The sequence below is a fragment of the Streptomyces sp. NPDC001852 genome, from assembly GCF_042891825.1.
Taxonomy (GTDB): domain Bacteria; phylum Actinomycetota; class Actinomycetes; order Streptomycetales; family Streptomycetaceae; genus Streptomyces.
In genome coordinates, this window is the sequence record NZ_JBIATN010000002.1 from 453,625 (window position 1) to 478,438 (window position 24,814).

Consider the following 24,814-nt stretch of genomic DNA (forward strand, 5'->3'; position numbering starts at 1 on the left):
GAATCGCTCCTCGGGGGCTTCAGTGGGGGGTGACGTCGGTCAACGGGCCGATGCGGTACAGGACTTCGGGGTCGTGCGGACCGTCCGGGAACAGCTCGGCGGGGAACAGCACCTCACGCTCCAGGCGCGCGCCGTGCCGGGCGGCGAACGAGGCGAACAGCCGCTCGGAGGCGCTGTTGCCGGGCGTGATGGTGGTCTCCACGTCGGTGATGCCGCGCTCGGCGGTCAGCCGTGCGGTCAGCCCGTCCAGCAGCGCGGCGGCGATGCCGAGTCCCCGGTGCGCGGAGTCGACGGCCACCTGCCACACCAGCAGCGTGCGGGGGCGCTCCGGCCGCACATAGCCGGTGACGAAGCCGACCGGCTCCCCGTCCGCACCGCGCGCCACCGCCGAGGTGCCGGCGAAGTCCCGGCACCACAGCAGATAGCTGTACGAGGAGTTCAGGTCGAGGGTTTTCGAGTCCTTGGCGAGACGCCAGAGCGTGGCTCCGTCCGTCACCGCCGGCTGGTCGACGATCAGGTCTGCGGGTGCGGCAGTCATGCGGCACGAATTTAGCGAGGCGAATTAGGAAATGCACGGCCGCGGTCCCTGTGCGACACAGAAGGGGAGGCGAAATGTCCGGATAGACCCGCATCAAATCGGGGCAAAAGCACCGCACTGTGGAGTGTGTCACACTGTGGAAACCGTCAGAAAACCGCCAGGAAACTCACCTGTTTAGGCTTGCAAAAAGCGGGCAGAAGAAGATGGGAAGCTACCACCCGGGAAATTGGCGGAAATTGTGAAACTAAATTGAATTCAGGCTCCGGTGGTCCTGTCGATTCGTTCACGCAGAATGCCGGCATGCCCGGCGTCACACGCCGAGGGCCGCCCCAACGGCCGCCAGGCACCTCTGCACGGTCTCCGGCGAAGCATCCGCCCCGTAATGGTTGACCCGGATCATCTCCTCGGCCAGTGCCCCACCGCCGGCGGCGATCGGCAACGTCGGGTCCTCGGCCAGCGCGCGCGCCACCAGCTCCGAGGCGACCACGCTCGACGGCACCCGCAGGGTCGTGGCGACGGGCGCCGCGTCCTTCTCCTCGTGGACGTACGGCTCAAGCCCGCCACCCAGGGCGACCGCACCGGCCCGCGTGGCCAGCGCGGCGCTCCGGTGCCGGTCCATCACCACAGCCGGCCCCACCGACTCGATCCGCTCCAGACAGGCCTCCAGCGCCAGCATCTCCAACTGCGCCGGAGCGTGCGGCAGCACCGCGCGGCCGGCGTCGGTCCAGCGCTCCTTCCAGTCCAGCAGGGACAGATAGGAGCGGCGCGGCGCGTTCGGGTTGGCCGTCATCCGGGCCCAGGCCCGCTCGCTCACCGAGATCGCCGAGACCCCCGCCGGGCCGCCCATCGCCTTCTGCGCACCGATCACGCACAGGTCCACCCCCCACGCGTCCGGCAGCACCGGCTCCGCGCCCACGGAGGCGACCGCGTCCAGGTAGAACAGCGCGCCCTGCTCCCGTACCGCCTCGCCGATCTCCGCGACCGGGTTGGTGTTGCCGGTCGCCGCCTCCGCGTGCACCAGCGACACGAAGTCGATCTCCGGATGCTCGGCGAACGCCTCCCGGACCTGGTCCGCCGTCACCGCCGTGTGGAAGGGGACGGAGAGGTCGTACACCGTCGCCCCCGCGTCCCGGAGCCAGTTGCCGAAGGTCTGCCCGTAGGGGCCGGTGATCACGTTCAGGGCCACCGTGCCCGGACCGGCCGCCGCGCGGATCGCGCCCTCCAGCGGCAGCAGCGCCTCGCCCTGGGTGATCAGCACGTCCTGCCGGGTGTCCAGCAGCCGGGCGACCCCGTCCTCGATGGCGGCGAAGTGCTCGGCACTCAGCGGAGGCAGGTCGAGGAACGGGTGGGTCACGGCGGCGCTCTCTTCGTTGTCGGGGCAATGTCCGGGGTCAACTCCACCGATCTTAGGTCCAACGGCTCCGTAACCATCGGTTTGATTTGAGAGACTCAAACTCTTCCTTATAATCGGAACCCACAGTTCCCCCACAGAGAAGATGGCCCCCATGAAAACGCTGCTCGGACGCCGGACCCGCCTCCTGGCTGCCACCACCGCGACCGCCGGGCTGGTCCTGGTCGTGGCCGGCTGCTCCTCGAACGGCAACGGGGGCAGCGGGGCCACCGTCAAGGGGGTCCACGTCGTCAAGGCCGGTCAACTGACCACCTGCACCCACCTGCCGTACCCGCCGTTCCAGTCGGAGATCAACGGCAAGGTGCAGGGCTTCGACGTCTCCCTCATCGACCTCGTCGCCAAGAACCTCGGCGTCCAGCAGCAGATCGTCGACACGCCGTTCGAGAACTTCAAGACCGGCGCGTTCCTGAACTCCGGCCAGTGCGACCTGGCCGCCGCCGGCATGACGATCACCCCCGAGCGCAAGAAGAACGTCGACTTCTCCGACCCGTACTTCGAGGCCACCCAGGCCGTCCTCGTCGCGAAGAACAGCGGCATCAACTCGCTCGCCGACGTCAAGGCCAAGGGCAAGAAGCTCGGTGCCCAGGCGCAGACCACCGGCGAGGACTACGTCAAGGGCAAGGGCTACGACCCCATCTCCTTCGAGTCCTCCGACGCGGTCCTCAACGGCCTGCGCACCGGCCAGGTCCAGGCCGTCGTCATCGACTACCCGGTCGTCCAGGGCTGGCTGAAGAACAAGGCCGACGCGGACAAGTTCAAGGTCGTCGACAACCTCAAGACCGGCGAGCAGTACGGCTTCACGGTCAAGAAGGGCAACACGGCGCTGCGCGAGGCCATCAACAAGGCCCTGAAGGACGCCAAGGCCGACGGCACCTACAAGAAGCTCTACGAGCAGTGGATCGGCCCGTACAACGCCTCCGTGGCCTCTCCCGCCGCCTCATGACCGATCTCGACGTACAACTCCGGCCCAGGAAGAAGCGGCTGACCCGGACCCGTAAGCGCCGGCTGTCCCGGGGCATCCAGTACGTCGTCTTCGTCGCCGCCGTGATCGCCGCAGCGGTCACGGCGGACTGGGGGCGGCTGCAGAACCAGTTCGCGCAGGGCGGCATCGCCCGGCAGATGTGGCCGGACGTCATCACCCTGGCGCTGAAGAACACCGTCCTGTACACGGTGTCCGGATTCGTCCTCGGACTGGCACTCGGCCTGGTCATCGCGCTGATGCGGCTGTCCTCCGTGGGCCCCTACCGCTGGCTGGCGGGCATCTACATCGAGGTCTTCCGCGGTCTGCCCGCCCTGCTGATCTTCGTCTTCATCGCGGTGGCCGTGCCGCTGGCCTTCCCCGGCACGGAGATTCCGGGCGGCACCTACGGCAAGGGCGCCCTCGGCCTCGGCCTCATCGGCGCCGCCTACATGGCGGAGACGTTCCGTGCCGGTATCCAGGCGGTACCCCGGGGGCAGATGGAGGCGGCCCGTTCCCTCGGGTTCTCGCCGGCCAAGGCCATGATCTCCATCATCATCCCGCAGGCCTTCCGGATCATCCTCCCGCCGCTCACCAACGAGCTGATCATGCTCTTCAAGGACTCCTCGCTGGTGCTGCTGCTCGGCGTGACCCTGGAGGAGCGCGAACTGTCCAAGTACGGCCGGGACCTGGCCAGTACGACCGCCAACTCCACGCCCATCCTGGTCGCGGGCCTGTGCTACCTGCTGGTCACCATTCCGCTCGGCTTCGTCGCCCGCCGTCTGGAGGCCAGGGCCCAGGAGGAGATCAAGTGACCCGCCCCGAGATCCGCGTCCGGGACCTGCACAAGTCCTTCGGCGACAACCGAGTCCTGCGCGGCATCGACCTGGAGATCGAGCAGGGCGAGGTCGTCTGCGTCATCGGCCCCTCCGGCTCCGGCAAGTCCACGCTGCTGCGCTGTGTGAACCTGCTGGAGGAGCCCACCGACGGCCAGGTCTTCGTCGGCGGCACCGAGCTGACCGACCCGGACGTCGACATCGACGCCGTGCGCCGCCGGATCGGCATGGTCTTCCAGCAGTTCAACCTCTTCCCGCACCTGAGCGTCACCGAGAACCTCACGCTGCCGCAGCGCAGGGTTCTCAAGCGGGACAAGGAGACCGCCGCGAGGATCGCCGCCGAGAACCTGGCCCGGGTCGGCCTGGCCGAGAAGGCGGCGGCCTACCCGTCCTCCCTCTCCGGCGGCCAGCAGCAGCGCGTGGCCATCGCCCGGGCGCTGGCGATGGGCCCGGAGGTCATGCTCTTCGACGAGCCGACCTCGGCGCTCGACCCCGAGCTGGTCGGGGACGTCCTCGCGGTGATGCGCAGGCTCGCCCGGGAGGGCATGACCATGATGGTCGTGACCCATGAGATGAGCTTCGCCCGCGAGGTCGCCGACCGGGTCGTCTTCATGGACGGCGGCGTGATCGTCGAGGACGGCAGCCCCGAGCAGGTCATCGGCGACCCGCAGCACGAGCGCACCCGCCACTTCCTGTCCCGGGTGCTGGACCCGGCGATGGCCGAGGTGGAGGAGGAGACCTCGGACCAGGTGGGCAAGCCCGAGCAGTAGCTCATTAAGGTGCAGTACATGAGCGATGGCGCCGTGCTGCACGTGAAGGGGCGGGTCCTCGTCGGGCCCGAGGACGTCCGCGACGAGCTGTGGGTGGTCGGGGGCCGGGTGTCGTACGACCGCCCCGCCGGCGCCCGGGACCTCCGGACCGTCGAGGGCTGGGCGCTGCCCGGCCTGGTCGACGCGCACTGCCATGTGGGCCTCGGCGCTCAGGGCCCGGTCGACGCCGCCACCGCCGAGAAGCAGGCGCTCACCGACCGGGAGGCGGGCACCCTGCTGATCCGGGACGCCGGCTCGCCCTCCGACACCCGCTGGGTCGACGACCGCGAGGACCTGCCGAAGATCATCCGCGCCGGCCGGCACATCGCCCGCACCCGCCGCTACATCCGCAACTACGCCTGGGAGATCGAACCGGACGACCTCGTCGCCTACGTCGCCCAGGAGGCCCGGCGCGGCGACGGCTGGGTCAAGCTGGTCGGCGACTGGATCGACCGCGACCTCGGCGACCTCGCCCCCTGCTGGCCCCGCGAGGCCGTCGAGGCCGCCATCGCCGAGGCCCACCGGCGCGGCGCCCGCGTCACCGCGCACTGCTTCGCCGAGAGCTCCCTGCGCGACCTGGTCGAGGCCGGCATCGACTGCATCGAGCACGCCACGGGCCTGACCGAGGACCTGATCCCGCTGTTCGCCGAGCGAGGGGTCGCGATCGTCCCCACCCTCGTCAACATCGCCACCTTCCCGCAGCTCGCGGCCGGCGGCGACACCAGGTTCCCGCGCTGGTCCGCGCACATGCGCAGGCTCCACGAGCGCCGCTACGACACCGTGCGCGGCGCCCACGACGCCGGGATCCCGGTGTTCGTCGGCACGGACGCCGGCGGCTCGCTGGCCCACGGCCTGGTCGCGGAGGAGGTCGCCGAGCTGGTCACCGCGGGCATCCCGCCGGTGCAGGCCCTGTCGGCGGCGTCCTGGGGCGCCCGCGCCTGGCTCGGCCGGCCCGGCCTGGACGAGGGCGCGCCGGCCGACCTGGTGGTGTACGAGGGCGACCCGCGCGCGGACGTACGGGTGCTGGCGGCGCCGCGCCGGGTGGTGCTGAACGGGCGGATCGTGCAGTAGGGGAACGCCCGTGCCCGGTGATTCGAAGAGATGTGCGGGATATCCACATTCGGGTGAAGTGACCCGGGATCGCTGACCGTTCACCCACAGGGCGTACAAGGTTGACGGGTCCCAAGCATGTTTTCACTGGGGGTCCCACCACCTTGAACAGCCACAACTTCCGCATGCCCGCACGCCGTCTCGCCGCCGCGGTGACGGTCACCGCCCTCGCCGCGGCGCCCGTGGCCCTGGGCGCGGGCGCCGCGCACGCGACCACCGACCACGGTCGCGCCTCCGCCGTCGTCCTGCGTACCGGGCTCGACGTGTCCCTGCTCGACAAGACCGTCGACGTCCCGCTCGCGGTCTCCCTCGACGAGGTCCAGGCACCGCGGAGCGCCGACAGGACGGCGCTGTCCGCCCGGCTCGACGGCGTCGCCGACGGCCGGCCGTTCGCGGTTCTCGGCGCGGACGTCGCCCAGGCGAAGGCCACGGTGACCGCCCGGCGCGCCGAGGGCTCGGTCCGGCTCGTCGACGCCCGGCTGCACGTCCCCGGCCTGCCCCTGCTGTCCCTGATCGAGGTCGGCACGGTCACCGCGAAGGCCACCTGCGAGGCCGGCAAGGCGCCCGTGGCCGACGCGAACGTCCTCGGCGCCGTCACCGTCCTCGGCAAGCGCGTCACCCTCACCGCCGGCGGCCCGACCGAGGTCAAGGTGCCGGGAGTCGGCGAGGTGCGCCTCGACCTCGCCCAGCGCAGCACCACGAGCCGCACGGCCGCCGCCACCGCACTCCGGCTCAAGCTCTCCGTCAACCCGTTGAGACTCAACGTCGCCGACGTCGAGGGCACCGTCACCCTGGCCAAGGCGACCTGCGAGTCCCCGACGGTCCCGCCCACCGGGCACCCGGTCCCGAGCCACGACCCGGCCGCCGACGTGAGGCCCCAGGGAGCCAGACAGGACCTCGCGGAGACCGGCAGCAGCTCAGCGACCCCGTACGTCGCGGGCGGCGCGCTGGCGCTGGTGCTGCTCGGCGCGGGAGCGGTGACGGTGGCCCGACGCCGCAAGAGCTGACGCCACTTCCCCGTACCGCTCCCCGCTCGGCCGTCACGCCGGGCAGGGGGGCGGAGCCCCCTGGCGGGGCCCGGCTACGGAAGCACAGCCGACAGCGCCTTCAGGAAGCCGTTCACGGTCACCCGGTCCCGCACCGCCACCCGCACCCACTCCTCCCCGAGCCCCGGAAACGTGTCCCCCCGCCGCACCGCATAACCCAGCTCACGCAACCGGTGCCGTACAGCGGCAGCGCCCCGCATCCGGACCAGCACGAACGGCCCCTGCGCAGGCTCCACCACCCGGACCCCGCGGGACGCGAACTCCGCCAGCCCCGCCACCAGATGGGCCCGGTCCGCCGCGATGCGATGCGCCGCATGCCCCGCCTCCGCCAGCGCCCGCGGCGCCACGCACGCCCGGGCGGCGGCCAGGGCCGGCGTGGAGACGGGCCACAACGGCTGCGCCCGCTCCAGCGAAGCGATGATCTCCGCAGGAGCCAGCACATACCCGATCCGCAGCCCGGCCAGACCCCATGTCTTGGTGAGACTGCGCAGCACGACCAGCCCCGGCACGTCGGTCCGCCCGGCCAGTGCCTCCCGCTCACCCGGCACCGCGTCCATGAACGCCTCGTCGACCACCAGCACCCGGCCGGGCCGGGCGAGTCGGGCGATCGCCCCCGCCGGATGCAGCACCGAGGTCGGATTGGTCGGGTTCCCGATCACCACCAGATCGGCGCCCTCCGGCACCGCCTCCGGATCCAGCCGGAACCCGTCCTCCTCCCGCAGCAGCACCCGGTCCACGGTGTGCCCCGCGTCCCTGAGCGCCGCCTCCGGCTCGGTGAACTGCGGGTGCACCACGACCGGTCGCCGTACCTTCAGCGCGCGGGCGAGCAGCACGAACGCCTCCGCCGCGCCCGCCGTCAGCAGCACCCGCTCCACCGGCAGCCCGTGCCGCGCCGCCACCGCCGCCCGCGCGGCCCGCCCGTCCGGGTAGGCCGCGAGGGACGTCAGCGAGCCGGCGATCTCCTCCCGCAGCCACGAAGGGGGCGTGTCCGCACGGACGTTGACGGCGAGGTCGACCAGCGCCGCCCCCTCGTCCCGCACCTCGGCGTCCCCGTGATGCCGCAGATCCGGCCCCGTGCCCGTGCCCTCAGTGCGCATGGCTGTGCGAATGCCCCCCGTGATGGTGATGCCCGTGCCCATGGCTGTGGTGGCCGTCGTCGTCGGGGTGGAAGTGCGGCTGCTGCGGCAGCCCCACCTTGTCCTCGAAGCCCGGCAGCGCGATCCGGTACACGCACGAGTCGCAGTTCATGCGCAGATCGCCCTTGACGGCCTCCTCGTACCGCTCCATCACCAGGTCCAGCAGTTCCGGCTCGGGCCCGATGACATCGGCCGACCGCACCTCGGTCTCCGGGTGCGCGGCCGCCCACCCCTCGGTCTGCTGCCGCACCCGGTCCGGCAGGATCCCGGTGAAGAGGAAGTAGGGGAGTACGACGATCCTGCGCGCCCCCAGCGCCTTGCACCGGTCCAGCCCGCTCGGCACGTCCGGCGCCGCCAGCGACACGAACGCCGTCTCCACCCCGGCGTATCCGCGGCCCTCCCACAGCAGCCGCGCCGCCTTGTACACCTCGGCGTTGGCATCGGGGTCCGTCGAACCGCGGCCCACCAGCAGCACCGTCACGTCGGACCGGTCCTCGGGGCTCCTCGCGGAGGAGCCCAGCGCGTCGTCGAGCCGCCGCTCCAGCACGCTCAGCAGTGCCGGGTGCGGGCCCAGGGGACGGCCGTAGGTGTACGAGATGCCCGGGTGCCGTTCCTTCTCGCGGGCCAGCGCGGCCGGGATGTCGCCCTTGGCGTGCCCGGCGGACACCAGCATCAGCGGTACGGCCGCGAACCGGCGTACCCCCTGCTCGACCAGCTCGGTGACGGCGTCGCCCAGCGGCGGCGGGGACAGCTCGATGAAGCCGCCGGCGACGGGCAGCTCGGGATGGCGGCGCCCCAGCTCCCGTACGAAGTCGCGGAACGCCTCGGCTCCGGCGTCGTCACGGGTGCCGTGTCCGGCGATGAGCAGGGCGGGCGGGGTGGTCACGAGGTCTCCTCAGACGAAACGGGGTGGTACAGCAGGGCGTTGAGCGCGGCGGCGGCGACCGCCGACCCGCCCTTCTCGGACACGTTGCTCACGGCGGGCAGCCCGCTCGCGCGCAACGCGGCCTTGGACTCGGCCGCGCCGACGAAGCCGACGGGCAGGCCGATGACGAGCGCGGGGGAGGCGTCCAGGGTGAGCAGCTCCTCCAGAGCGGTCGGCGCACAGCCGATCACCCACAGGGCCCCGGGACCGACCTCCTCGTACGCGAGCCGGACGGCATGGGCGGAACGGGTCAGTCCGGGGCCGGACCCGGCGTCCTTCAGCCGGCAGACGGTCTCCCGCCGGGTGATGCCGGCCGCGACCATCTCCACGTCCACGACGACCGGCGCCCCGGCGTGCAGCGCCGCATGCGCCTTCGCCAGGTCCCCCTCGTCCATGACGAGATCGGTCGCGTACTCCAGATCGGCCGCGGAGTGGATGACCCGCTCCACCACGGCCCGGGTCAGCGGCGGGAAGTGCGAGGTGTCCAGGCGGGCGCGCAGCCGCCGGAAGGACTCCTGCTCGATGGGGTGCACGATCCGGTTCACCGGTTGTCCTCCTGCCAGCGGTAGCCGCGCGGCGTCACCATGCGCCCGGCGATGGTCCGGGTGGCGGTGTTGCCCACGGTCACGACCGTCATCATGTCGACCGTCGCCGGGTCGAGAGCGGCGAGCGTGGTGACCCGGCTCGACTCGTCCGGCCGGGAGGCGTTGCGGACGACACCGACCGGCGTCGTCGGCTCCCGGTGCTCGGCGAGGATGCCGAGCGCCTTCGGCAGCTGCCAGTCGCGGCCCCGGGAGCGCGGGTTGTAGAAGGTGACGACGAGGTCCGCCTCGGCCGCCGCCCGCACCCGCCGCTCGATGACCTCCCACGGCGTGTGCAGGTCGGACAGGCTGATGGACACGTGGTCGTGGCCCAGCGGCGCCCCCAGGATCGCCCCGGCGGCCAGCGCGGCCGTCACCCCGGGCACCCCGACCACGTCGATGTCCTCCGACGCCTCGGCCAGCGCCGGGGAGGCCATGGCGTACACACCGGCGTCCCCGCTGCCGATCAGTGCGACCGCGTGTCCCCGGCGGGCCTCGGCGACCGCCGTACGGGCCCGCTCCTCCTCGGCGCCGAGCCCCGACTCCAGGACCCGGGTGCCGGGCCGCAGCAGATCGCGGATCTGGTCCACGTACTGGTCGAGTCCGACCAGCACCGAGGCCCGGCGCAGCTCGGCCGCCGCGCGCGGGGTCAGCAGGTCCCGGGCGCCGGGTCCGAGCCCGACCACCGCGAGCCGCCCGCGCCCCGGACGCCGTACGACGGCACACGTCGCCATGGCCGACTTCCGCTTCGGCACGAGGAGTTCACCGCCGCGCAGCAGGGCGGCGGCCTCCGCCACCGACGGGGTGCCGACGGCCGCGAGCGGCGCGTGGGACGGATTGGGCACCTCGACGGCGGCCAGCTCCTCGGCGGAGTACGTCACCAGTGGCACCCCCAGCCGCCCGGCGGCGGCCACGAGGCCCGGCTCCTCCGCCTTGGCGTCGACGGTGGCGAGTTCGGCCACGGACCTGTGCGACAGCCCCGCTTCCCGCAGCGCCGCCTCGACCAGCCCGAGGACCTCCTCCACCGGCGCGCCCCTGGACGCGCCGACCCCGACGACCAGGGAGGGCGGCCTCAGCAGCACCTCGCGCTCGCCGGGTTCGACGTCCCGGTCGGTGAGCCGGATCGTGTACGGGCCCCGCGGCGCGGTCGGCAGCGGCGGCAGCGGCCACGCCAACTCCGTCTCCAGCGCGACCGGTTCGCCGTCCAGCAGGGCGCGCGACACGGTCGCGACCGAGCCCTCGTACGGCAGCCCCAGCGTGTCCAGGCCCGCCAGCCCCACCGAGTCGGTCGCGGTCGTCACCACCGGCTCGGCACCCAGCAACTCGCCGACTTCCCGGGCGAGTTCGTTGGCGCCGCCGCCGTGCCCGCCGACCAGCGACACCGCGAACCGGCCGCCCTCGTCGACGCACACCACGCCGGGGTCGGCCGTCTTGTCGCCGAGCAGTGGCGCGAGCAGCCGTACCACCGCGCCCGTCGCCAGGAAGCACACCACCTGCTCGCACTCGGCGAACGCGGCCCGCACCGCCTCACCGACGGGACCCTCGTACACCCGCACCCGGCCCGGCCAGGCCGCGGCCAGCCGGTCCCGCGCCGCCGCCCCCGCCGCGGTGGCGGAAATCAGGCCGATCACTGGAACACTCCTTCACTAGGCACCGGGGTTCTGACGCCCCAGAGCAGAAACACGGGGTTGGTCGCCGCGAGCCGGGTCACGTCCCCGGGCAGCGGCGCCAGTCGCGACGACTGCAGCAGCACCCCGTCGCAGGTGAACCCGGCGGCCGTGAGCGCCTCGCGCGCCGCCGGTACGCGGTCCAGCGCCGCCATGGCGACGACGACCGTACGCCGGGCCCGCCGGGCGCACGCGGTGACGACGGCGGGCAGTTCGCGCCCCCCGCCGCCGACGAACACGGCGTCGGGATCGCCGGCGAGCTCGTCCAGGGCCTGTGGCGCCGAGCCGTGCACCACGTCCACGTCCACGCCGTGGGCGCGGGCGTTGGCGCGGATCCGCTCCACCCCGTCCGCCGCCTTCTCCACGGCGACGACGGCCGCGCCGAGCCGCGCGCACTCCACCGCCACCGAGCCCGAGCCGGCGCCGACGTCCCACACCAGGTCGCCCAGCCGGGGCCCCAGCCGGGCCAGCGCCAGCGCCCGCACCTCGAACTTGGTGATCATCGAGTCGCGGTGGGCGAACTCGCCCTCGTCCAGGGCCCACCCGGACGGCCCGGCCGGCGCCCCGGCGACCGTGCGCACCCCGCCGAGGGCGCGCGTCTCGTCGAGGCACAGCACCACGCTGACGTCCGAGCCCCAGTCCCGGGCGGCGGCCTCGGCCGGCGTGACTCGTTCGACCCGTTCCGCCGCGGAGCCGAGGGCACGGGCGACGACGAGGAGACGCTCCGGCCCCCGTGCCTCGTGCAACAGCGCCGCCCCCAGTTCCGCCGGGCCCGCGCCCGGCCCCGTCAGCACCGCCACCTTCGGCAGCGCCCGGCACACGTTGACCGCCGTACGCAGCTCCCGGCCGTGCGCGCTGACGACCACGGCGTCGTCCCACGGCAGCCCCGCCCGGGCGAACGCGGTGGCCACGGACGACACCCCGGGCCGCACCCGGAGCCGCCGCGACCCGAACCGCTCGGCCAGCACCCGCACGATCCCGAAGAACCCCGGATCACCGGAGGCCAGCACCAGCACCGGAAGCTCTTTGTCGACATACTCGGCGATCGTGTCCAGGGCGGGCGCCAGCGGCCCGAGCACGACCCGCTCGGCGCCGGCGGGCAGCCGCACCGCGTCCAGGTGCCGGCGCCCGCCGACCACCAGGGCGGCCCCCGCGAGGACGTCATCGGCGACCGGCGTGCCCGTCCCCGCCCCGACGACCGTGATCAACTGCTCGCTCCCCGCTCCCGCAGGGCCCGCCGGGCCTCCGGGTCGGCCTTGCGGTACCCGTGGAAGTGACCGGGGTGGTACAGATGCGAACGCGTCCCGTGCGCGTCCAGCGCCGGGCCGACGAGGAAGAGCGTGTGCTTCCAGAGCTTGTGCTCCTTGACCGTCTCCTCCAGCGTGCCGACCGTGCACCTCACGACCAGTTCCTCCGGCCAGGTCGCCTGGTAGGCGATGACCACGGGGGTGTCCGTCGGGTAGCCGCCCTCCAGCAGCTCGCGCACCAGCTGGCCGCTGCGCGCGGCCGACAGGAAGATCGCCATGGTGGTGCCGTGCCGGGCGAACTCGCGTACCTCCTCGCCGGGCGGCATCGGCGTCTTGCCGCCACCCAGCCGGGTGAGGACGACGGACTGCGCGACCTCCGGGATGGTGAGCTCGCGCTGTGCGAGAGCGGCGACGGCGGAGAAGGCGGAGACCCCGGGCACGACCTCGGTCTCGATCCCGATCTCCGCGCACCGGTCCAGCTGCTCCTGCGTGCCGCCCCACAGCGCCGGGTCGCCGGAGTGGATCCGCGCCACCTTCAGCCCCTCGCCGTGGGCGCGCCGGTAGACGGCGACGACCTCCTCCAGGGGCATGGTCGCCGAGTCCAGGATCTCGGCGTCCGCGCGCGCGTGTTCGAGGACCTCCGCCTGGACCAGGCTCGCCGCCCAGATCACCACGTCCGCCTCCGCGATCGCGCGCGCGGCGCGGAACGTCAGCAGATCGGCGGCGCCGGGGCCGGCACCGACGAACGTCACCTTGCCGGTGGGGGCATCGGCCATGGGGAGGGTCCTCTCGTACGGGATCATGGATGAAAAGCGGGAGAAATATCAGGTTCTGCACCGATGCGGGCCCGGCCGGATGTGCGCGAAGGCACCTCCATCGGATAGCAAGGGCCTATGGCGGTCTTCGTCGCGCTCGGCGCGTTCCTGATGACGCTGGCCGGCGGCTGGACGGCGCAGCGCGTGACCGACCGGCGGCACCTGGTCCTGGGCCTGGCCGGCGGTCTGATGCTGGGTGTGGTCGGCCTGGACCTGCTGCCGGAGGCGCTGCACGCGGCCGGGGGCGAGATCTTCGGCGTACCGGCTGCCCTGCTGCTGTTCGTGGCCGGTTTTCTCCTCGCCCACATGGTGGAACGCACCCTGGCCGCCCGGCAGGCCGCGCACGGCGGCGCCGAGGGGCACAACCACCGGGCGCCCGAGGTGGGCCTCGTGGCGGCCGCCGCGATGGTGGGCCACAGCGCGATGGACGGCGTGGCGATCGGCGCGGCCTTCCAGGTCGGCGGGGGCATGGGCGCGGCCGTGGCGCTCGCCGTGATCGCGCACGACTTCGCCGACGGCTTCAACACCTTCACCATCACGAGCCTGTACGGCAACGCCCGCCGCCGGGCGATCGCGATGCTGGTGGCCGACGCCTGCGCACCCGTGCTGGGTGCGCTGTCGACCGCTTTCTTCCACATCCCCGAGGCGGCGCTCGGCGGCTACCTGGGCCTCTTCGGCGGCGTCCTGCTCTACCTCGCCGCCGCCGAGATCCTGCCCGAGGCCCACCACGAGCACCCCGCGCGCTCCACCCTGCTGTGCACGGTGGCGGGCGCGGCCTTCATCTGGCTGGTGGTCGGTCTGTCCGGCGGCTGACCGGGCGGCCGCCCCCCGGGTGCCGTTCACAGCTTCCCGCCCCGGCCGCCGTCCCGCCGCGGGGGCGCGATCAGCGTCGACAGATACGGCAACGGCGTCCCGTCCAGCTCGGCGGCCGGCCGCACCGACTCCTCCGGCAGCCCCAGCGCCGAACCCCAGACGGCGTCCGCCAGCCGCCCGTTCTCCTCCAGCGCCTCGGCGACCTCGGCGGCCTGCCGCCCGAACTTGTACGCCACGACGGTCCCCGGCCCGGCCAGCGCCTCCTTGAGCACGGCGGACCCGGCCGTCACCGGCACCAGCGTCAGCGGCTCGGTGCCCTCGGTCAGCACGGCACCGGACCGGGCCGCCAGATCCTGCATGGCGGTGATCCCGGGCACGGTCTCCACGACCACACCCGACACCAGCTCGGCGATCGTCTGCGCGAGATAGGTGAACGTCGAGTACACGTTCGGATCGCCGATGGTGGCGAAGGCGACGGACGCGTGCCGCTCCAGCAGCCCGGCGACGGTGGCCCCCGCCGCGTCCCAGGCGGCCTCCCGCCGCGCCCGGTCGGTCCGCTCGTTCAGCGCGAACACCACCCGGACGACCTTGTCCTCGGGCACGTAGTGCAACACGGTCGCCTCGGCCCGTCCCCGCTCGCCCCCGTCCCTTCCATCGGACGCACCCATCACCGGTACGACGACGACATCGGCGGCCCGCAGCGCGTTGACCCCCTTCACGGTCACCAGCTCCGGATCACCGGGGCCGACCCCGACCCCGACCAGCCTGCTGCTCATGACGTCCGGCACCTCTCCACGAACCGATGGGCGACACCGGGCTCGGACGCCCAGTGCGTGTGCAGATAACTCGCGTGCACGCCCCGCTGTACGAAACCTTCGACCCGCCGCACGGGCGCCCGCACCCCCCACGCCGGAGCGGCCCCGGCACCGGGCTCGACGACGGTGCGATGAAACTCGTGCCCCCGCATCCGCGTCCCCGCGGCGGCCAGCGAACTGTCCCCGACGGCCACGGCGTCCCGGTAGCCCAGGGTGAGCCGTTCCGTCATCCGCGCGGTGGCGTCCAGCACCCCGCACATCGGCCGCCCGTCCAGCTCCCGGCACAGGTAGAGCAGTCCGGCACATTCGGCGGCCACGGGGGCGCCGGAGAGGGCCAGCTCGGCGATGGCCTTGCGCAGCGGCTCGTTGGCGGACAGCTCGGCGGCGTACACCTCGGGGAAGCCGCCACCTACGACCAACCCGGCGGTGTCCTCGGGCAGTTGCTCATCGCGGAGCGGATCGAAGGTGACGACCTCGGCCCCGGCGGCGGTGAGCAGCTCGGTGTGCTCGGCGTAGGAGAAGGTGAAGGCGGGACCGCCGGCGACGGCGACGACGGGCGCGCGCCGTTCGGCCGACAGTTTCGGGTGGGCGGGTGGGAAATCGGGGGTCCAGGGGGTGGAGCCCCCCGGTACGGCGCCCGCAGTACGGGCAAGTGCCTCCAGCGCGTCCAGGTCGCAACCGGCGGAGACCTGCGCGGCCATCGCCGCCACGGCCCCGACCGCGGCAGAACGCCGTTCGGCGACCGGCACCAACCCCAGATGCCGAGAAGGCGTAGAGACCTGCTCAGCCCGCCGCAAGGCGCCCAGCACCGGCACCCCCGCCGAGTCCAACGCCTCCCGCAGCAGCGACTCATGCCGCTCGGAGCCCACCTTGTTCAGGATCACGCCCCCGACCCGCACCTCCGGATCCCAGGAGGCGAACCCGTGCACCAGCGCCGCCACCGACCGCGACTGCGACGACGCGTCCACGACCAGCACCACCGGCGCCCGCAGCAGTTTGGCGACATGAGCGGTGGACGCGAGTTCACCCTCGCCCGCCGCACCGTCGTACAGCCCCATCACACCCTCGACCACGGCGAGGTCGCACCCCCGCGCCCCGTGCAGGAACAGCGGAGCGACCAGCTCCGGCCCGCACAGGTACGCGTCCAGGTTGCGCCCCACCCGCCCGGTGGCGAGCGTGTGGTACCCGGGGTCGATGTAGTCCGGCCCGACCTTGTGCGGGGACACCGCGAGTCCCCGCGCGGCGAACGCGGCCATCAGCCCCGTGGCGACGGTGGTCTTGCCGCTGCCCGAGGAAGGCGCGGCAATGACCAGCCGGGGTACCGACGATGTCACCACTCGATGCCCTTCTGCCCCTTCTGCCCCACGTCCATGGGGTGCTTGACCTTGGACATGTCGGTGACGAGGTCGGCGAAGTCCACCAGCTTCTCCGGCGCGTTGCGCCCGGTGATCACGACATGCTGGGTCCCGGGACGGTCCCGCAACACGGAGATCACCTCATCGGTGTCCACCCACCCCCAGTGCATGGGGTAGGCGAACTCGTCCAGCACGTACAGCCGGTACGTCTCGGCCGCCAGGTCCCGCTTGACCTGCTCCCAGCCCTCCCGGGCCTTCTCCTCGTTGTCCATCTGCCGGCCCCGCTGCACCCACGACCAGCCCTCGCCCATCTTGTGCCAGGCGACGCTCCCGCCCTCGCCGGAGGCGCCGAGCACGCGCAGCGCGTTCTCCTCGCCGACCTTCCACTTCGCCGACTTGACGAACTGGAACACCCCGATGGGCCACCCCTGGTTCCAGGCGCGCAGCGCGAGCCCGAACGCCGCGGTCGACTTGCCCTTGCCGATCCCGGTGTGCACGACGACGAGCGGCCGGTTCCGCCGCTGGCGCGTCGTCAGACCGTCATCGGGTACGACACTCGGCTGTCCCTGCGGCATTACGCGGCCCTCCTCGAAGTCCCCTGCACATCTCTCACGAGCCCGGCGATCGCATCAGCCCGCAGCTCGTCCAGCGTGACGGCCGCACCGCCCAGCTCACCCGCGAGCTGCCCGGCGAGCCCGAGCCGCACCGGCCCCGACTCGCAGTCCACGACCACGCAGGCGGTCCCCTCGGCCGCGAACAACCGCGCCGCACGCCCGGCCAGCGCGACCGGCTCGGGGCCGCCCGTGGCCCGCCCGTCGGTCACCACGACCACCAGCGCCCGGCGCGCCGGATCCCGCAGCCGCTCCACGCGCAGCACCTCGTGCGCCCTGAGCAGCCCGGCGGCGAGCGGCGTCCGGCCCCCGGTCGGCAGGGACTCCAGCCGGGCCGCCGCCGCGTCCACGGACGAGGTCGGCGGCAGCGCCACCTCCGCGGCCGCCCCCCGGAAGGTCACCAGCCCCACCTTGTCCCGCCGCTGGTAGGCGTCCAGCAGCAGCGACAGCACGGCACCCTTCACGGCGCTCATCCGCTGCCGCGCCGCCATCGACCCGGAGGCGTCCACGACGAAGAGCACGAGGTTGCCCTCACGCCCCTCCCGGGTGGCCTGCCGCAGATCGTCCCGGCGGAGCACCAGCCCCGGCCCCGACCGGCCGCGCGCCCGCTGGTGCGGGGCCGCGGCCTGCACGGTGGCGGTCAGGTGGAGCCTGGTCAGCGCGCCCTGCGGCCGCCGGGCCCCGGTGGTCCGCCCATGCTCGGTACGCGCCCGCGACCGCCGCCCGGCGGCCCCCTCCCCGATCCCGGGCACGCTCAGCACCCTGGTCCGGAACGGCTCGGCGGCCCGTACGGCCGACTGCTCCCCGGCGCCGGACGCCTGCGGTTTTTCGCCCTCACCGGACTCGGGCCGCGCGGCGGTGTCCCCGTCGCCCTGCGGACCGGAGTCGGGCGTGGGCCGGCCACCACCACCTCCGGGCCCATCAGGGCCGGGATCGGGATCGTCGTCACCCTCACCCTCACCGGAGAACTGCTCCAGCGTCTCGTCCAGCTTGTCCTCGTCCAGACCCGGGGCGTCGAAGGGGTTACGGCGCCTGCGGTGCGGCAGCGCGAGCAGCGCGGCCTGCCGTACGTCCTCGGCGAGTACGTCGGTCCGTCCGGCCCACGCGGCCAGCGCGGTCGCCGTACGCGCCATCACGATGTCGGCCCGCATGCCGTCCACCTCGAAGGCCGCGCAGGTCGCCGCGATCTGCCGCAGCGCGCCGTCGCCCAGCCGCACCTGCGGCAGCAACTCCCGTGCCGCGACGATCCGTTGCCGTACGGCGGCCTCCTCCTCGGCCCACCGCGCGGCGAAGCCGGCCGGGTCGTCGTCGTACGCCAGCCGGCGCCGCACGACCTCCACCCGCTGGTCCGGCTCCCGCGAGGCGGCGACCTCCACGGTGAGCCCGAACCGGTCCAGGAGCTGGGGCCTGAGCTCTCCCTCCTCCGGGTTCATGGTGCCCACGAGCAGGAAGCGGGCCGCGTGCCGCACCGACACACCCTCGCGCTCCACGTACGAGGCGCCCATCGCCGCCGCGTCCAGCAGCAGGTCGACCAGGTGGTCGTGGAGCAGGTTGACCTCGTCGACGTACAGGATCCCGCGGTGCGCGTCGGCCAGCAGGCCCGGCTCGAACGCCTTCACGCCCTCCGCGAGCGCCCGCTCGATGTCCAGCGCACCGACCAGCCGGTCCTCGGAGGCGCCGACGGGCAGCTCGACCATCCGCGCGGGCCGGCCGGCGCCCGGCCCCGGCTCGTGCGGGCCGTCCGGGCACGACGGATCCGGTGCCGCCGGGTCGCAGGAGAACCGGCAGCCGGGGACGACGGCCACCTCGGGCAGCAGCGCCGAAAGGGCGCGCACCGCCGTCGACTTGGCCGTGCCCTTCTCGCCGCGCACCAGCACACCGCCGACCGCCGGGGACACGGCGTTCAGCAACAGCGCGAGCCGCAGGTCGTCCTGGCCCACGACGGCCGTAAAGGGGAAGGGGGTGGTCACTGGTCGTCGCCCTCCAAGTCGCCTTCCAGCTCAAGGTAGGTGGCGCGCAGCCGCTCCAGCGTGTCCGCGTCGGGCTCGGCCCACAGACCCCGGTCCGCCGCCTCCAGCAGCCGCTCGGTGATGCCGCGCAGCGCCCACGGGTTGGACTTCTTCATGAAGTCCCGGTTCTCCGGGTCGAAGACGTACTCCGCGCTGAGCTTCTCGTACATCCAGTCGTCGACCACGCCGGCGGTGGCGTCGTACCCGAACAGGTAGTCCACGGTGGCCGCCATCTCGAAGGCGCCCTTGTAACCGTGCCGGCGCATGGCCGCCATCCAGCGCGGGTTGACCACCCGGGCCCGGAAGACCCGGTGGGTCTCCTCGCCGAGCGTGCGCGTCCTCACCTGGTCCGGTACGGCGCTGTCGCCCACGTACGCCTCGGGGTTGGCGCCGGTCAGGTGCCGCACCATCGCCACCATGCCGCCGTGGTACTGGAAGTAGTCGTCGGCGTCGACCAGGTCGTGCTCACGGGTGTCGACGTTCTTCGCGGCGACCGCGATCCGCTTGAACGCGGTCTCCATGTCCCCGCGCGCCGCCCGCCCGTCCAGCCCGCGGCCGTAGGCGTAACCGCCCCAGACGGCGTACACCTCGGCCAGATCCGCGTCGCTGCGCCAGTTCCGGGCGTCGATCAGCGGCAGCAGACCGGCGCCGTACGCTCCGGGCTTCGAGCCGAAGATCCGGGCCGTCGCGCGCCGCCGGTCACCGTGCTCGGCGGTGTCCTCGTCCGCGTGCGCCTTCACGAAGTTGCTCCCGGCGGGCTCGTCCAGCTCGGCCACTGCCCGTACGGCGTCGTCGATCAGGCCGACGACGTGCGGGAACGCGTCCCGGAAGAAGCCGGAGATGCGGACCGTGACGTCGACGCGCGGCCGGCCCAGCTCCGCCAGGGGCACGATCTCGAAGCCCGTCACCCGGCGCGAGGCGTCGTCCCAGACCGGGCGGCAGCCCAGCAGCGCCAGGATCTCGGCGATGTCGTCACCCTGGGTGCGCATCGCGGACGTGCCCCAGACGGTCAGGCCGACGGACCTCGGGTACTCGCCCGTGTCCTGCAGATACCGCTGCACCAGGGAGTCGGCCAGCGACTGGCCGACCTCCCAGCTCAGCCTCGACGGGATCGCCTTGGGGTCGACCGAGTAGAAGTTCCGGCCGGTCGGCAGCACGTTCACCAGGCCGCGGGTCGGCGATCCCGACGGACCCGCCGGGACGTAACCGCCGTCCAGGGCCCGCAGGATGTGCCCGATCTCGTCGGTGGTGCGGGCGAGCCGCGGCACGACCTCGTCGCAGGCGAACTCCAACACGGCCACGGCATCCGGGAGTTCGATGCCGAGGGCGTCACCCAGGACCGCCGGCACGGCCGCGCGCTCCCAGACCCGCTCCTCCATGCCCTCCGCGATCCGCCGGCACAGCTGCTCCAGCAGGTCGATCGCGTCGGACGCCGTACGGGCCGGACCCTCCACCAGGTCCGTCAGCTCCACCGGCACCTTCACCGGAGCGCCCGGCTCGGCGAGCAGCTCCTTCTCCGCCAGCCCGAAATGAGCGGCGAGACAAGCCCTGAGCCCCGGCAGCGCGTTCGCCTGCCCGCCCCACACCTGGGACGCCCGCAGCACCGCCAGCACCAGGTTCACGCGCGGCTCGCCCACCGGGCCGCCGCCGAGGATGTGCAGGCCGTCGCGGATCTGCACGTCCTTGATCTCGCACAGATAGCCGTCGATGTGCATGACGAACTCGTCGAACGCCTCGTCGTCCGGCTGCTCGTCCACATGCAGGTCGTGGTGCAGCTCGGCCGCCTTGACCAGCGTCCAGATCTGGGCGCGGACGGCCGGGGCCTTCGCCGGGTCCAGGTCGGAGACGAGCGCGTACTCGTCCAGCAGCTGTTCCAGCTTGGCCAGGTCGCCGTAGGTGTCCGCACGCGCCATCGGCGGCACCAGGTGGTCGACCACCGTGGCGTGCCCGCGCCGCTTGGCCTGGGTGCCCTCGCCGGGGTCGTTGACGATGAACGGGTAGACCAGCGGCAGGTCGCCGAGCACGGCGTCCGGCGCGCACCCGCGCGACAGCCCCAGCCCCTTGCCGGGCAGCCACTCCATCGTGCCGTGCTTGCCCATGTGCACGATCGCGTCCGCGCCGAAACTGTTCTCCAGCCACCTGTACGCCGCCATGTAGTGGTGCGACGGCGGCATGTCGGGGTCGTGGTAGATCGCGATCGGGTTCTCGCCGAAGCCGCGCGGCGGCTGGATCATGACGACGACGTTCCCGAACGGGAGGGACGCCAGCACGATGTCGTCGCCGTCGACGTACAGCGAGCCCGGCGGCTCGCCCCACGCCTCCACCATGGCTCCCTTGAGGTCCGGGTCCAGCTTCTCGAACCAGGCCCGGTAGTCGGCCAGCGGCACCCGCGCGGGCGCCGCCGCCAGCTGCTCCTCGGTCAGCCACTCCACGTCATGGCCGCCGGCCTCGATCAGCCGGTGGATCAACTCGTCGCCGCCGGAGGGGTATTCGGTGACGCCGTAGCCGGCCTCCCTGAGCGCGTCCAGGACGCGCACCGCCGACGCGGGCGTGTCCAGGCCGACCGCGTTGCCGACCCGGGAGTGCTTGGTCGGGTACGCGGTGAAGACCAGCGCGACCCTCTTCTCGGCGTTCGGCTTGTGCTTCAACCGCGCGTGCCGCAGGGCGATTCCGGCCACCCGCGCGGCCCGCTCGGGGTCGGCGGCGTACACCGGGACCTCGTCCGGGCCCTGCTCCTTGAAGGAGAACGGCACGGTGATCAGCCGGCCGTCGAACTCCGGGATCGCGACCTGCATCGCCGCGTCCATGGGGGAGAGCGCGGCGTCGGACTCCTCCCAGGCCTTCTTCGACGAGGTCAGACAGAGCCCCTGAAGAACCGGGATGTCGAGATCGGCCAGCGCGCCGATGTCCCAGGACTCCTCGTCGCCGCCGGCCGAGGCCTGCGAGGCGTGGGTGCCGCCGGCCGCCAGCACGGTCGCGACCAGCGCGTCGGCCTTGGCCAGCAGCTCGTAGAGGCCGGCGTCCGCACCGCGCAGCGAACCGCAGTACACGGGAAGCGCGTTGGCGCCCTTCGCCTCGATGGCGTCGCACAGGGTGTCCACGAAGGCGGTGTTGCCGCTGAGCTCGTGCGCCCGGTAGAAGAGCACGCCCACGGTCGGGCGTCCGTCGACGAGGGCACGATCGCCGTGGACGCCGTACTCCGGCATCTTCCGCGGCTCCTCGAAGCCCTCGCCGGTCAGCAGCACGGTGTCCGACAGGAACCGGGACAGCTCCAGCAGGTTCGCCGGCCCGCCCTCGACCAGGTACTTCAGTGCCTCCGCCACCACACCGGCCGGTACCGACGACTCGGCCATCAGCTCGGCGTCGGGGACGGTCTCGCCGCCCAGCAGCACGGTCGGGACGCCGGACGCCCGCAGCACGGCCAGCCCCTCCTCCCAGGCGCGCTTGCCTCCCAGCAGCCGTACGACGGCGAGGTCCGCGCCCTCGATCAGGCCCGGCAGCTCCTGCCCGACGTCCACCCGCGTCGGGTTGCCGATGCGGTACTCCGCACCGGAGGCCCGGGCCGCCAGCAGATCCGTGTCGGCGGTCGACAACAACAACACTGTGCTCATGCAGGCGCTCCCGGTGGGATGAAAGGCAGTCCTTGCGGCGCGCCCGACTCGATGAGCCGCCACAGCGCGTCCGTGTCCGCGTGCTGTTCGATCAGGTCGCCGAGCCGGTCGAGCTGCTCCTCGCGCAGCGCGGCGAAGGAGGTGTCGGGCGCGGGCACGAAGCGGCGGCCCGCGGCGGCGGCCACCTCGCGCAGGAAGGCCCGTCGGAAGCCGTCCGACTCCAGCGAGCCGTGCCAGTGCGTGCCCCAGGCCTGGCCGACCCGGCAGCCGTCCAAGAAGGCTTCCCCGCCGGTGACTTCGGCGACACCGTGGTGGATCTCGTACCCTTCGACCCGCTCGCCGAGGGCCTCGCCGGCCGGCCGGGTCAGGGTCTTCTCCCGGGCGAACCGCACCCGTACGGGCAGCACGCCGAGGCCGTCGACCGCGCCGGCCCGCGACTCGACCTCGTCCTCGATGTGCTCGCCGAGGATCTGGAAGCCGCCGCAGATGCCGAGGACCGGGCGTCCTTCCGCGGCCCGCCGCACGAGCGCGTCCGCGAGCCCCCGCTCCCGCAGCCACTCCAGGGCCCGTACGGTCCCGCGCGTGCCCGGGATCACCGCAAGGTCGGCGTCCGCCAGTTCCTCCGGACGGTCCACGAACCGCACCACGACGCCCGGTTCGGCGGCCAGCGCGTCCACGTCCGTGAAGTTGGACATCAGCGGGATCGCGCACACGGCGACCCGCAGCACGTCCTCGCCGACGGGCGGGGTCACGGCGGACTCGCGGACCGTGCCGCGCAGGGACACCCGCAGTCCGTCCTCCTCGTCGATGCCGAGCCCGTGCCGGAACGGCAGCACGCCGTACGTCCGCCGCCCGGTGAGGTCCCGGAGCATGTCCAACCCCGGCTCCAGCAGGGAGACGTCACCGCGGAACTTGTTCACCAGGAACCCGGCGACCAGCTCCTGGTCCTCCGGCGAGAGCAGGGCCACGGTGCCGAAGAAGGAGGCGAAGACGCCCCCGCGGTCGATGTCCCCCACCACCAGCACGGGCAGCCGCGCACCCCGCGCGATGCCCATGTTCACGATGTCGGTCCGGCGCAGATTGATCTCGGCCGGGCTGCCCGCGCCCTCACAGATCACCGCGTCATACGTGCCCCGCAACTCTGCCAGGCAGTCCAGCACCGTGCCGAGCAGCTTCTGCTGCCGTCCGCCGTGGTACCCGCGCGCGCTCAGTTCGCCCACCGGCCTGCCCAGCAGCACCACCTGGCTGCTCTGTTCGCCGCCCGGCTTGAGCAGCACCGGGTTCATCAGCGCGGTCGGCTCGATCCGGCAGGCCTGGGCCTGCATGGCCTGGGCCCGGCCGATCTCCGCGCCCGCGCGGGTCACGAAGGAGTTGAGCGACATGTTCTGCGCCTTGAACGGCGCCACCTTCACACCCTGGCGCACCAGCCACCGGCAGATCCCGGCCGTCACGACGCTCTTGCCGGCGTCGGAGGTGGTTCCGGCGACGAGGAGTCCCCCGTTCACTTCCCACGTCCCTTCAGACCTTTGACGAGACCCCTGGCGACGAGGCGCGCGGCGACCGTGCCGCCGAGCGCGAGCAGACCGACGCGACGCGAGAGCCGTACGGCCCGGTCGATGTCGGTGACCCGGACGGCCCGGCCGGTGCCCCCGTTGAGCACGGGCCGGTGCTCGACGCGGCCGCCGTAGGAGAGCGTGCCGCCCAGGCGGACGCCGAGCGCGCCGGCGAACGAGGCCTCCACGGGCCCGGCGTTGGGGCTCGGGTGCCTGCGGGCATCGGCCCGCCAGGCGCGCAGGGCACCGCGCGGGTCGGGTCCGGCAGTGGCGGCGAGTACGGCGGTCAGCCGGGCACCCGGCCAGCCGGCCAGGTCGTCGAGCCGGGCGGAGGCCCAGCCGTAGCGGCGGTAGCGGGGGGACTTGTGACCGACCATCGCGTCCAGGGTGTTGACGGCCCGGAAGCCGAGCAGCCCCGGCACCCCGGCCACGGCCCCCCACACCAGGGCGCCCACCACGGCGTCGGAGGTGTTCTCGGCGACCGACTCGACCACGGCCCGGGCGATCCCGTCGGCGTCCAGCACCCGCGGGTCCCGGCCGCACAGATGGGGCAGCCGCGCCCGCGCCGCCTCCACGTCCCCGGACTCCAGGGCGCGCCCGATCGTGCGGGCCTCGCGGGCGAGCGAAGTACCGCCCACGACGGCCCAGGTGGCGGCGGCGGTCAGCGCGACGGAGGCGGCGGGGGAGGGGCGTACGGCGCGTGCGGCCAGCGTGCCGAGCGCGACGGCGCCACCGGCGCACACGGCGGTGTGCACGGCGCCCCAGCCGCGGTGGTCGTGCCACAACGCGCGGTCCACGGCAGCGGCCGCACGTCCGAACACGGCGACCGGATGCCCGCGGCGCGGATCGCCGAGGAGCAGATCACCGAGAAGGCCGGCGGCGGCGCCGTACGCGTAACTGCGGTCGGCACCCATCGGCTCAGCCGGCCGTGGGTACAGGAGCGGGCCTGGTGGTGGTCCTTGTCCTTC

At 73.2% G+C, this 24,814-nt stretch carries 21 protein-coding genes; 6 read left to right on the forward strand and 15 right to left on the reverse strand.

The genetic code is table 11. The features are described 5' to 3' along the window. Window positions 1-19: 19 nt before the first annotated feature. Both ectA and ACFYZB_RS04860 read right to left on the reverse strand, forming a co-directional pair. Complete coding sequence (gene ectA, locus ACFYZB_RS04855) at window positions 20-538, reverse strand: diaminobutyrate acetyltransferase (RefSeq protein ID WP_351209470.1); 519 nt, start codon at window positions 536-538, stop codon at window positions 20-22. 310 nt (window positions 539-848) lie between these two features. Continuing rightward, window positions 849-1,892, reverse strand: coding sequence for a pyridoxal-phosphate-dependent aminotransferase family protein (locus ACFYZB_RS04860; RefSeq protein ID WP_388754370.1), 1,044 nt, complete (start codon window positions 1,890-1,892; stop codon window positions 849-851). Window positions 1,893-2,043: 151 nt separating this feature from the next. On the opposite strand from ACFYZB_RS04860, the gene ACFYZB_RS04865 reads away from it, so the two are divergent. The 5 genes from ACFYZB_RS04865 to ACFYZB_RS04885 all read left to right on the forward strand — a co-directional run bounded on the left by ACFYZB_RS04865 (window position 2,044) and on the right by ACFYZB_RS04885 (window position 6,669). Beyond that, window positions 2,044-2,892 (forward strand): basic amino acid ABC transporter substrate-binding protein, encoded by an 849-nt coding sequence (locus ACFYZB_RS04865; protein ID WP_351209472.1) that lies wholly within the window; start codon window positions 2,044-2,046, stop codon window positions 2,890-2,892. Beyond that, complete coding sequence (locus ACFYZB_RS04870) at window positions 2,889-3,722, forward strand: amino acid ABC transporter permease (protein WP_388754372.1); 834 nt, start codon at window positions 2,889-2,891, stop codon at window positions 3,720-3,722. Before ACFYZB_RS04865 ends, ACFYZB_RS04870 begins: the two co-directional genes overlap by 4 nt. Beyond that, window positions 3,719-4,513: an amino acid ABC transporter ATP-binding protein gene (locus ACFYZB_RS04875; protein WP_388754375.1), complete on the forward strand. Its 795-nt coding sequence runs from the start codon at window positions 3,719-3,721 to the stop codon at window positions 4,511-4,513. Before ACFYZB_RS04870 ends, ACFYZB_RS04875 begins: the two co-directional genes overlap by 4 nt. An 18-nt stretch (window positions 4,514-4,531) precedes the next feature. Next, the gene (locus ACFYZB_RS04880; RefSeq protein ID WP_388754377.1) at window positions 4,532-5,623 is read left to right on the forward strand and encodes an amidohydrolase family protein; all 1,092 of its coding nucleotides are present in this window, start codon (window positions 4,532-4,534) and stop codon (window positions 5,621-5,623) included. 143 nt (window positions 5,624-5,766) lie between these two features. Continuing rightward, on the forward strand, window positions 5,767-6,669 hold the full coding sequence (locus ACFYZB_RS04885) for an SCO1860 family LAETG-anchored protein (RefSeq protein ID WP_388754380.1): 903 nt from the start codon (window positions 5,767-5,769) through the stop codon (window positions 6,667-6,669). 74 nt (window positions 6,670-6,743) lie between these two features. On the opposite strand, the gene cobC is transcribed toward ACFYZB_RS04885, so the two are convergent. Genes cobC through cobM form a run of 6 tightly spaced genes read right to left on the reverse strand, consistent with a single transcriptional unit; the run spans window position 6,744 to window position 13,040 of the window. Further along, window positions 6,744-7,805, reverse strand: a complete 1,062-nt coding sequence (gene cobC / locus ACFYZB_RS04890) for an Rv2231c family pyridoxal phosphate-dependent protein CobC (RefSeq protein WP_388754383.1) — start codon at window positions 7,803-7,805, stop codon at window positions 6,744-6,746. Continuing rightward, window positions 7,795-8,730: a sirohydrochlorin chelatase gene (locus ACFYZB_RS04895; RefSeq protein WP_351209478.1), complete on the reverse strand. Its 936-nt coding sequence runs from the start codon at window positions 8,728-8,730 to the stop codon at window positions 7,795-7,797. Before ACFYZB_RS04895 ends, cobC begins: the two co-directional genes overlap by 11 nt. Then, window positions 8,727-9,314 carry a precorrin-8X methylmutase gene (locus ACFYZB_RS04900; protein WP_388754385.1) on the reverse strand — a complete coding sequence of 196 codons (588 nt, stop codon included), beginning with the start codon at window positions 9,312-9,314 and terminating at the stop codon, window positions 8,727-8,729. The genes ACFYZB_RS04895 and ACFYZB_RS04900 overlap by 4 nt, the downstream gene beginning before the upstream one ends. Beyond that, entirely contained in the window at window positions 9,311-10,981 is a 1,671-nt protein-coding gene (cobJ, locus tag ACFYZB_RS04905) for a precorrin-3B C(17)-methyltransferase (protein ID WP_388754387.1), read from the reverse strand. The genes ACFYZB_RS04900 and cobJ overlap by 4 nt, the downstream gene beginning before the upstream one ends. After that, a complete protein-coding gene (gene cbiE, locus ACFYZB_RS04910; RefSeq protein ID WP_388754389.1) occupies window positions 10,978-12,225 on the reverse strand; it encodes a precorrin-6y C5,15-methyltransferase (decarboxylating) subunit CbiE in 1,248 nt (415 codons plus the stop codon). The genes cobJ and cbiE overlap by 4 nt, the downstream gene beginning before the upstream one ends. Continuing rightward, window positions 12,222-13,040, reverse strand: a complete 819-nt coding sequence (gene cobM, locus ACFYZB_RS04915; RefSeq protein ID WP_351209482.1) for a precorrin-4 C(11)-methyltransferase — start codon at window positions 13,038-13,040, stop codon at window positions 12,222-12,224. The genes cbiE and cobM overlap by 4 nt, the downstream gene beginning before the upstream one ends. 117 nt (window positions 13,041-13,157) lie before the next feature. Here cobM and ACFYZB_RS04920 point away from each other — a divergent pair, with 117 nt between their 5' ends. Next, window positions 13,158-13,892, forward strand: a complete 735-nt coding sequence (locus ACFYZB_RS04920) for a ZIP family metal transporter (RefSeq protein WP_351209483.1) — start codon at window positions 13,158-13,160, stop codon at window positions 13,890-13,892. A gap of 26 nt (window positions 13,893-13,918) precedes the next feature. On the opposite strand, the gene cobI is transcribed toward ACFYZB_RS04920, so the two are convergent. The 7 genes from cobI to ACFYZB_RS04955 are packed head-to-tail and all read right to left on the reverse strand — an operon-like array spanning window position 13,919 to window position 24,760. Beyond that, a complete protein-coding gene (gene cobI / locus ACFYZB_RS04925; RefSeq protein WP_388754392.1) occupies window positions 13,919-14,668 on the reverse strand; it encodes a precorrin-2 C(20)-methyltransferase in 750 nt (249 codons plus the stop codon). Beyond that, window positions 14,665-16,041: a cobyrinate a,c-diamide synthase gene (locus ACFYZB_RS04930; protein ID WP_388754394.1), complete on the reverse strand. Its 1,377-nt coding sequence runs from the start codon at window positions 16,039-16,041 to the stop codon at window positions 14,665-14,667. Before ACFYZB_RS04930 ends, cobI begins: the two co-directional genes overlap by 4 nt. After that, entirely contained in the window at window positions 16,038-16,637 is a 600-nt protein-coding gene (gene cobO / locus ACFYZB_RS04935; RefSeq protein WP_388754396.1) for a cob(I)yrinic acid a,c-diamide adenosyltransferase, read from the reverse strand. Before cobO ends, ACFYZB_RS04930 begins: the two co-directional genes overlap by 4 nt. Continuing rightward, complete coding sequence (locus ACFYZB_RS04940) at window positions 16,637-18,643, reverse strand: putative cobaltochelatase (protein WP_388754398.1); 2,007 nt, start codon at window positions 18,641-18,643, stop codon at window positions 16,637-16,639. Before ACFYZB_RS04940 ends, cobO begins: the two co-directional genes overlap by 1 nt. Next, window positions 18,640-22,293, reverse strand: a complete 3,654-nt coding sequence (gene cobN / locus ACFYZB_RS04945; RefSeq protein WP_388754400.1) for a cobaltochelatase subunit CobN — start codon at window positions 22,291-22,293, stop codon at window positions 18,640-18,642. The genes ACFYZB_RS04940 and cobN overlap by 4 nt, the downstream gene beginning before the upstream one ends. Further along, complete coding sequence (locus ACFYZB_RS04950; protein ID WP_388754403.1) at window positions 22,290-23,798, reverse strand: cobyric acid synthase; 1,509 nt, start codon at window positions 23,796-23,798, stop codon at window positions 22,290-22,292. The genes cobN and ACFYZB_RS04950 overlap by 4 nt, the downstream gene beginning before the upstream one ends. Continuing rightward, on the reverse strand, window positions 23,795-24,760 hold the full coding sequence (locus ACFYZB_RS04955) for a cobalamin biosynthesis protein (RefSeq protein ID WP_388754406.1): 966 nt from the start codon (window positions 24,758-24,760) through the stop codon (window positions 23,795-23,797). Before ACFYZB_RS04955 ends, ACFYZB_RS04950 begins: the two co-directional genes overlap by 4 nt. Window positions 24,761-24,814 lie beyond the last annotated feature (54 nt).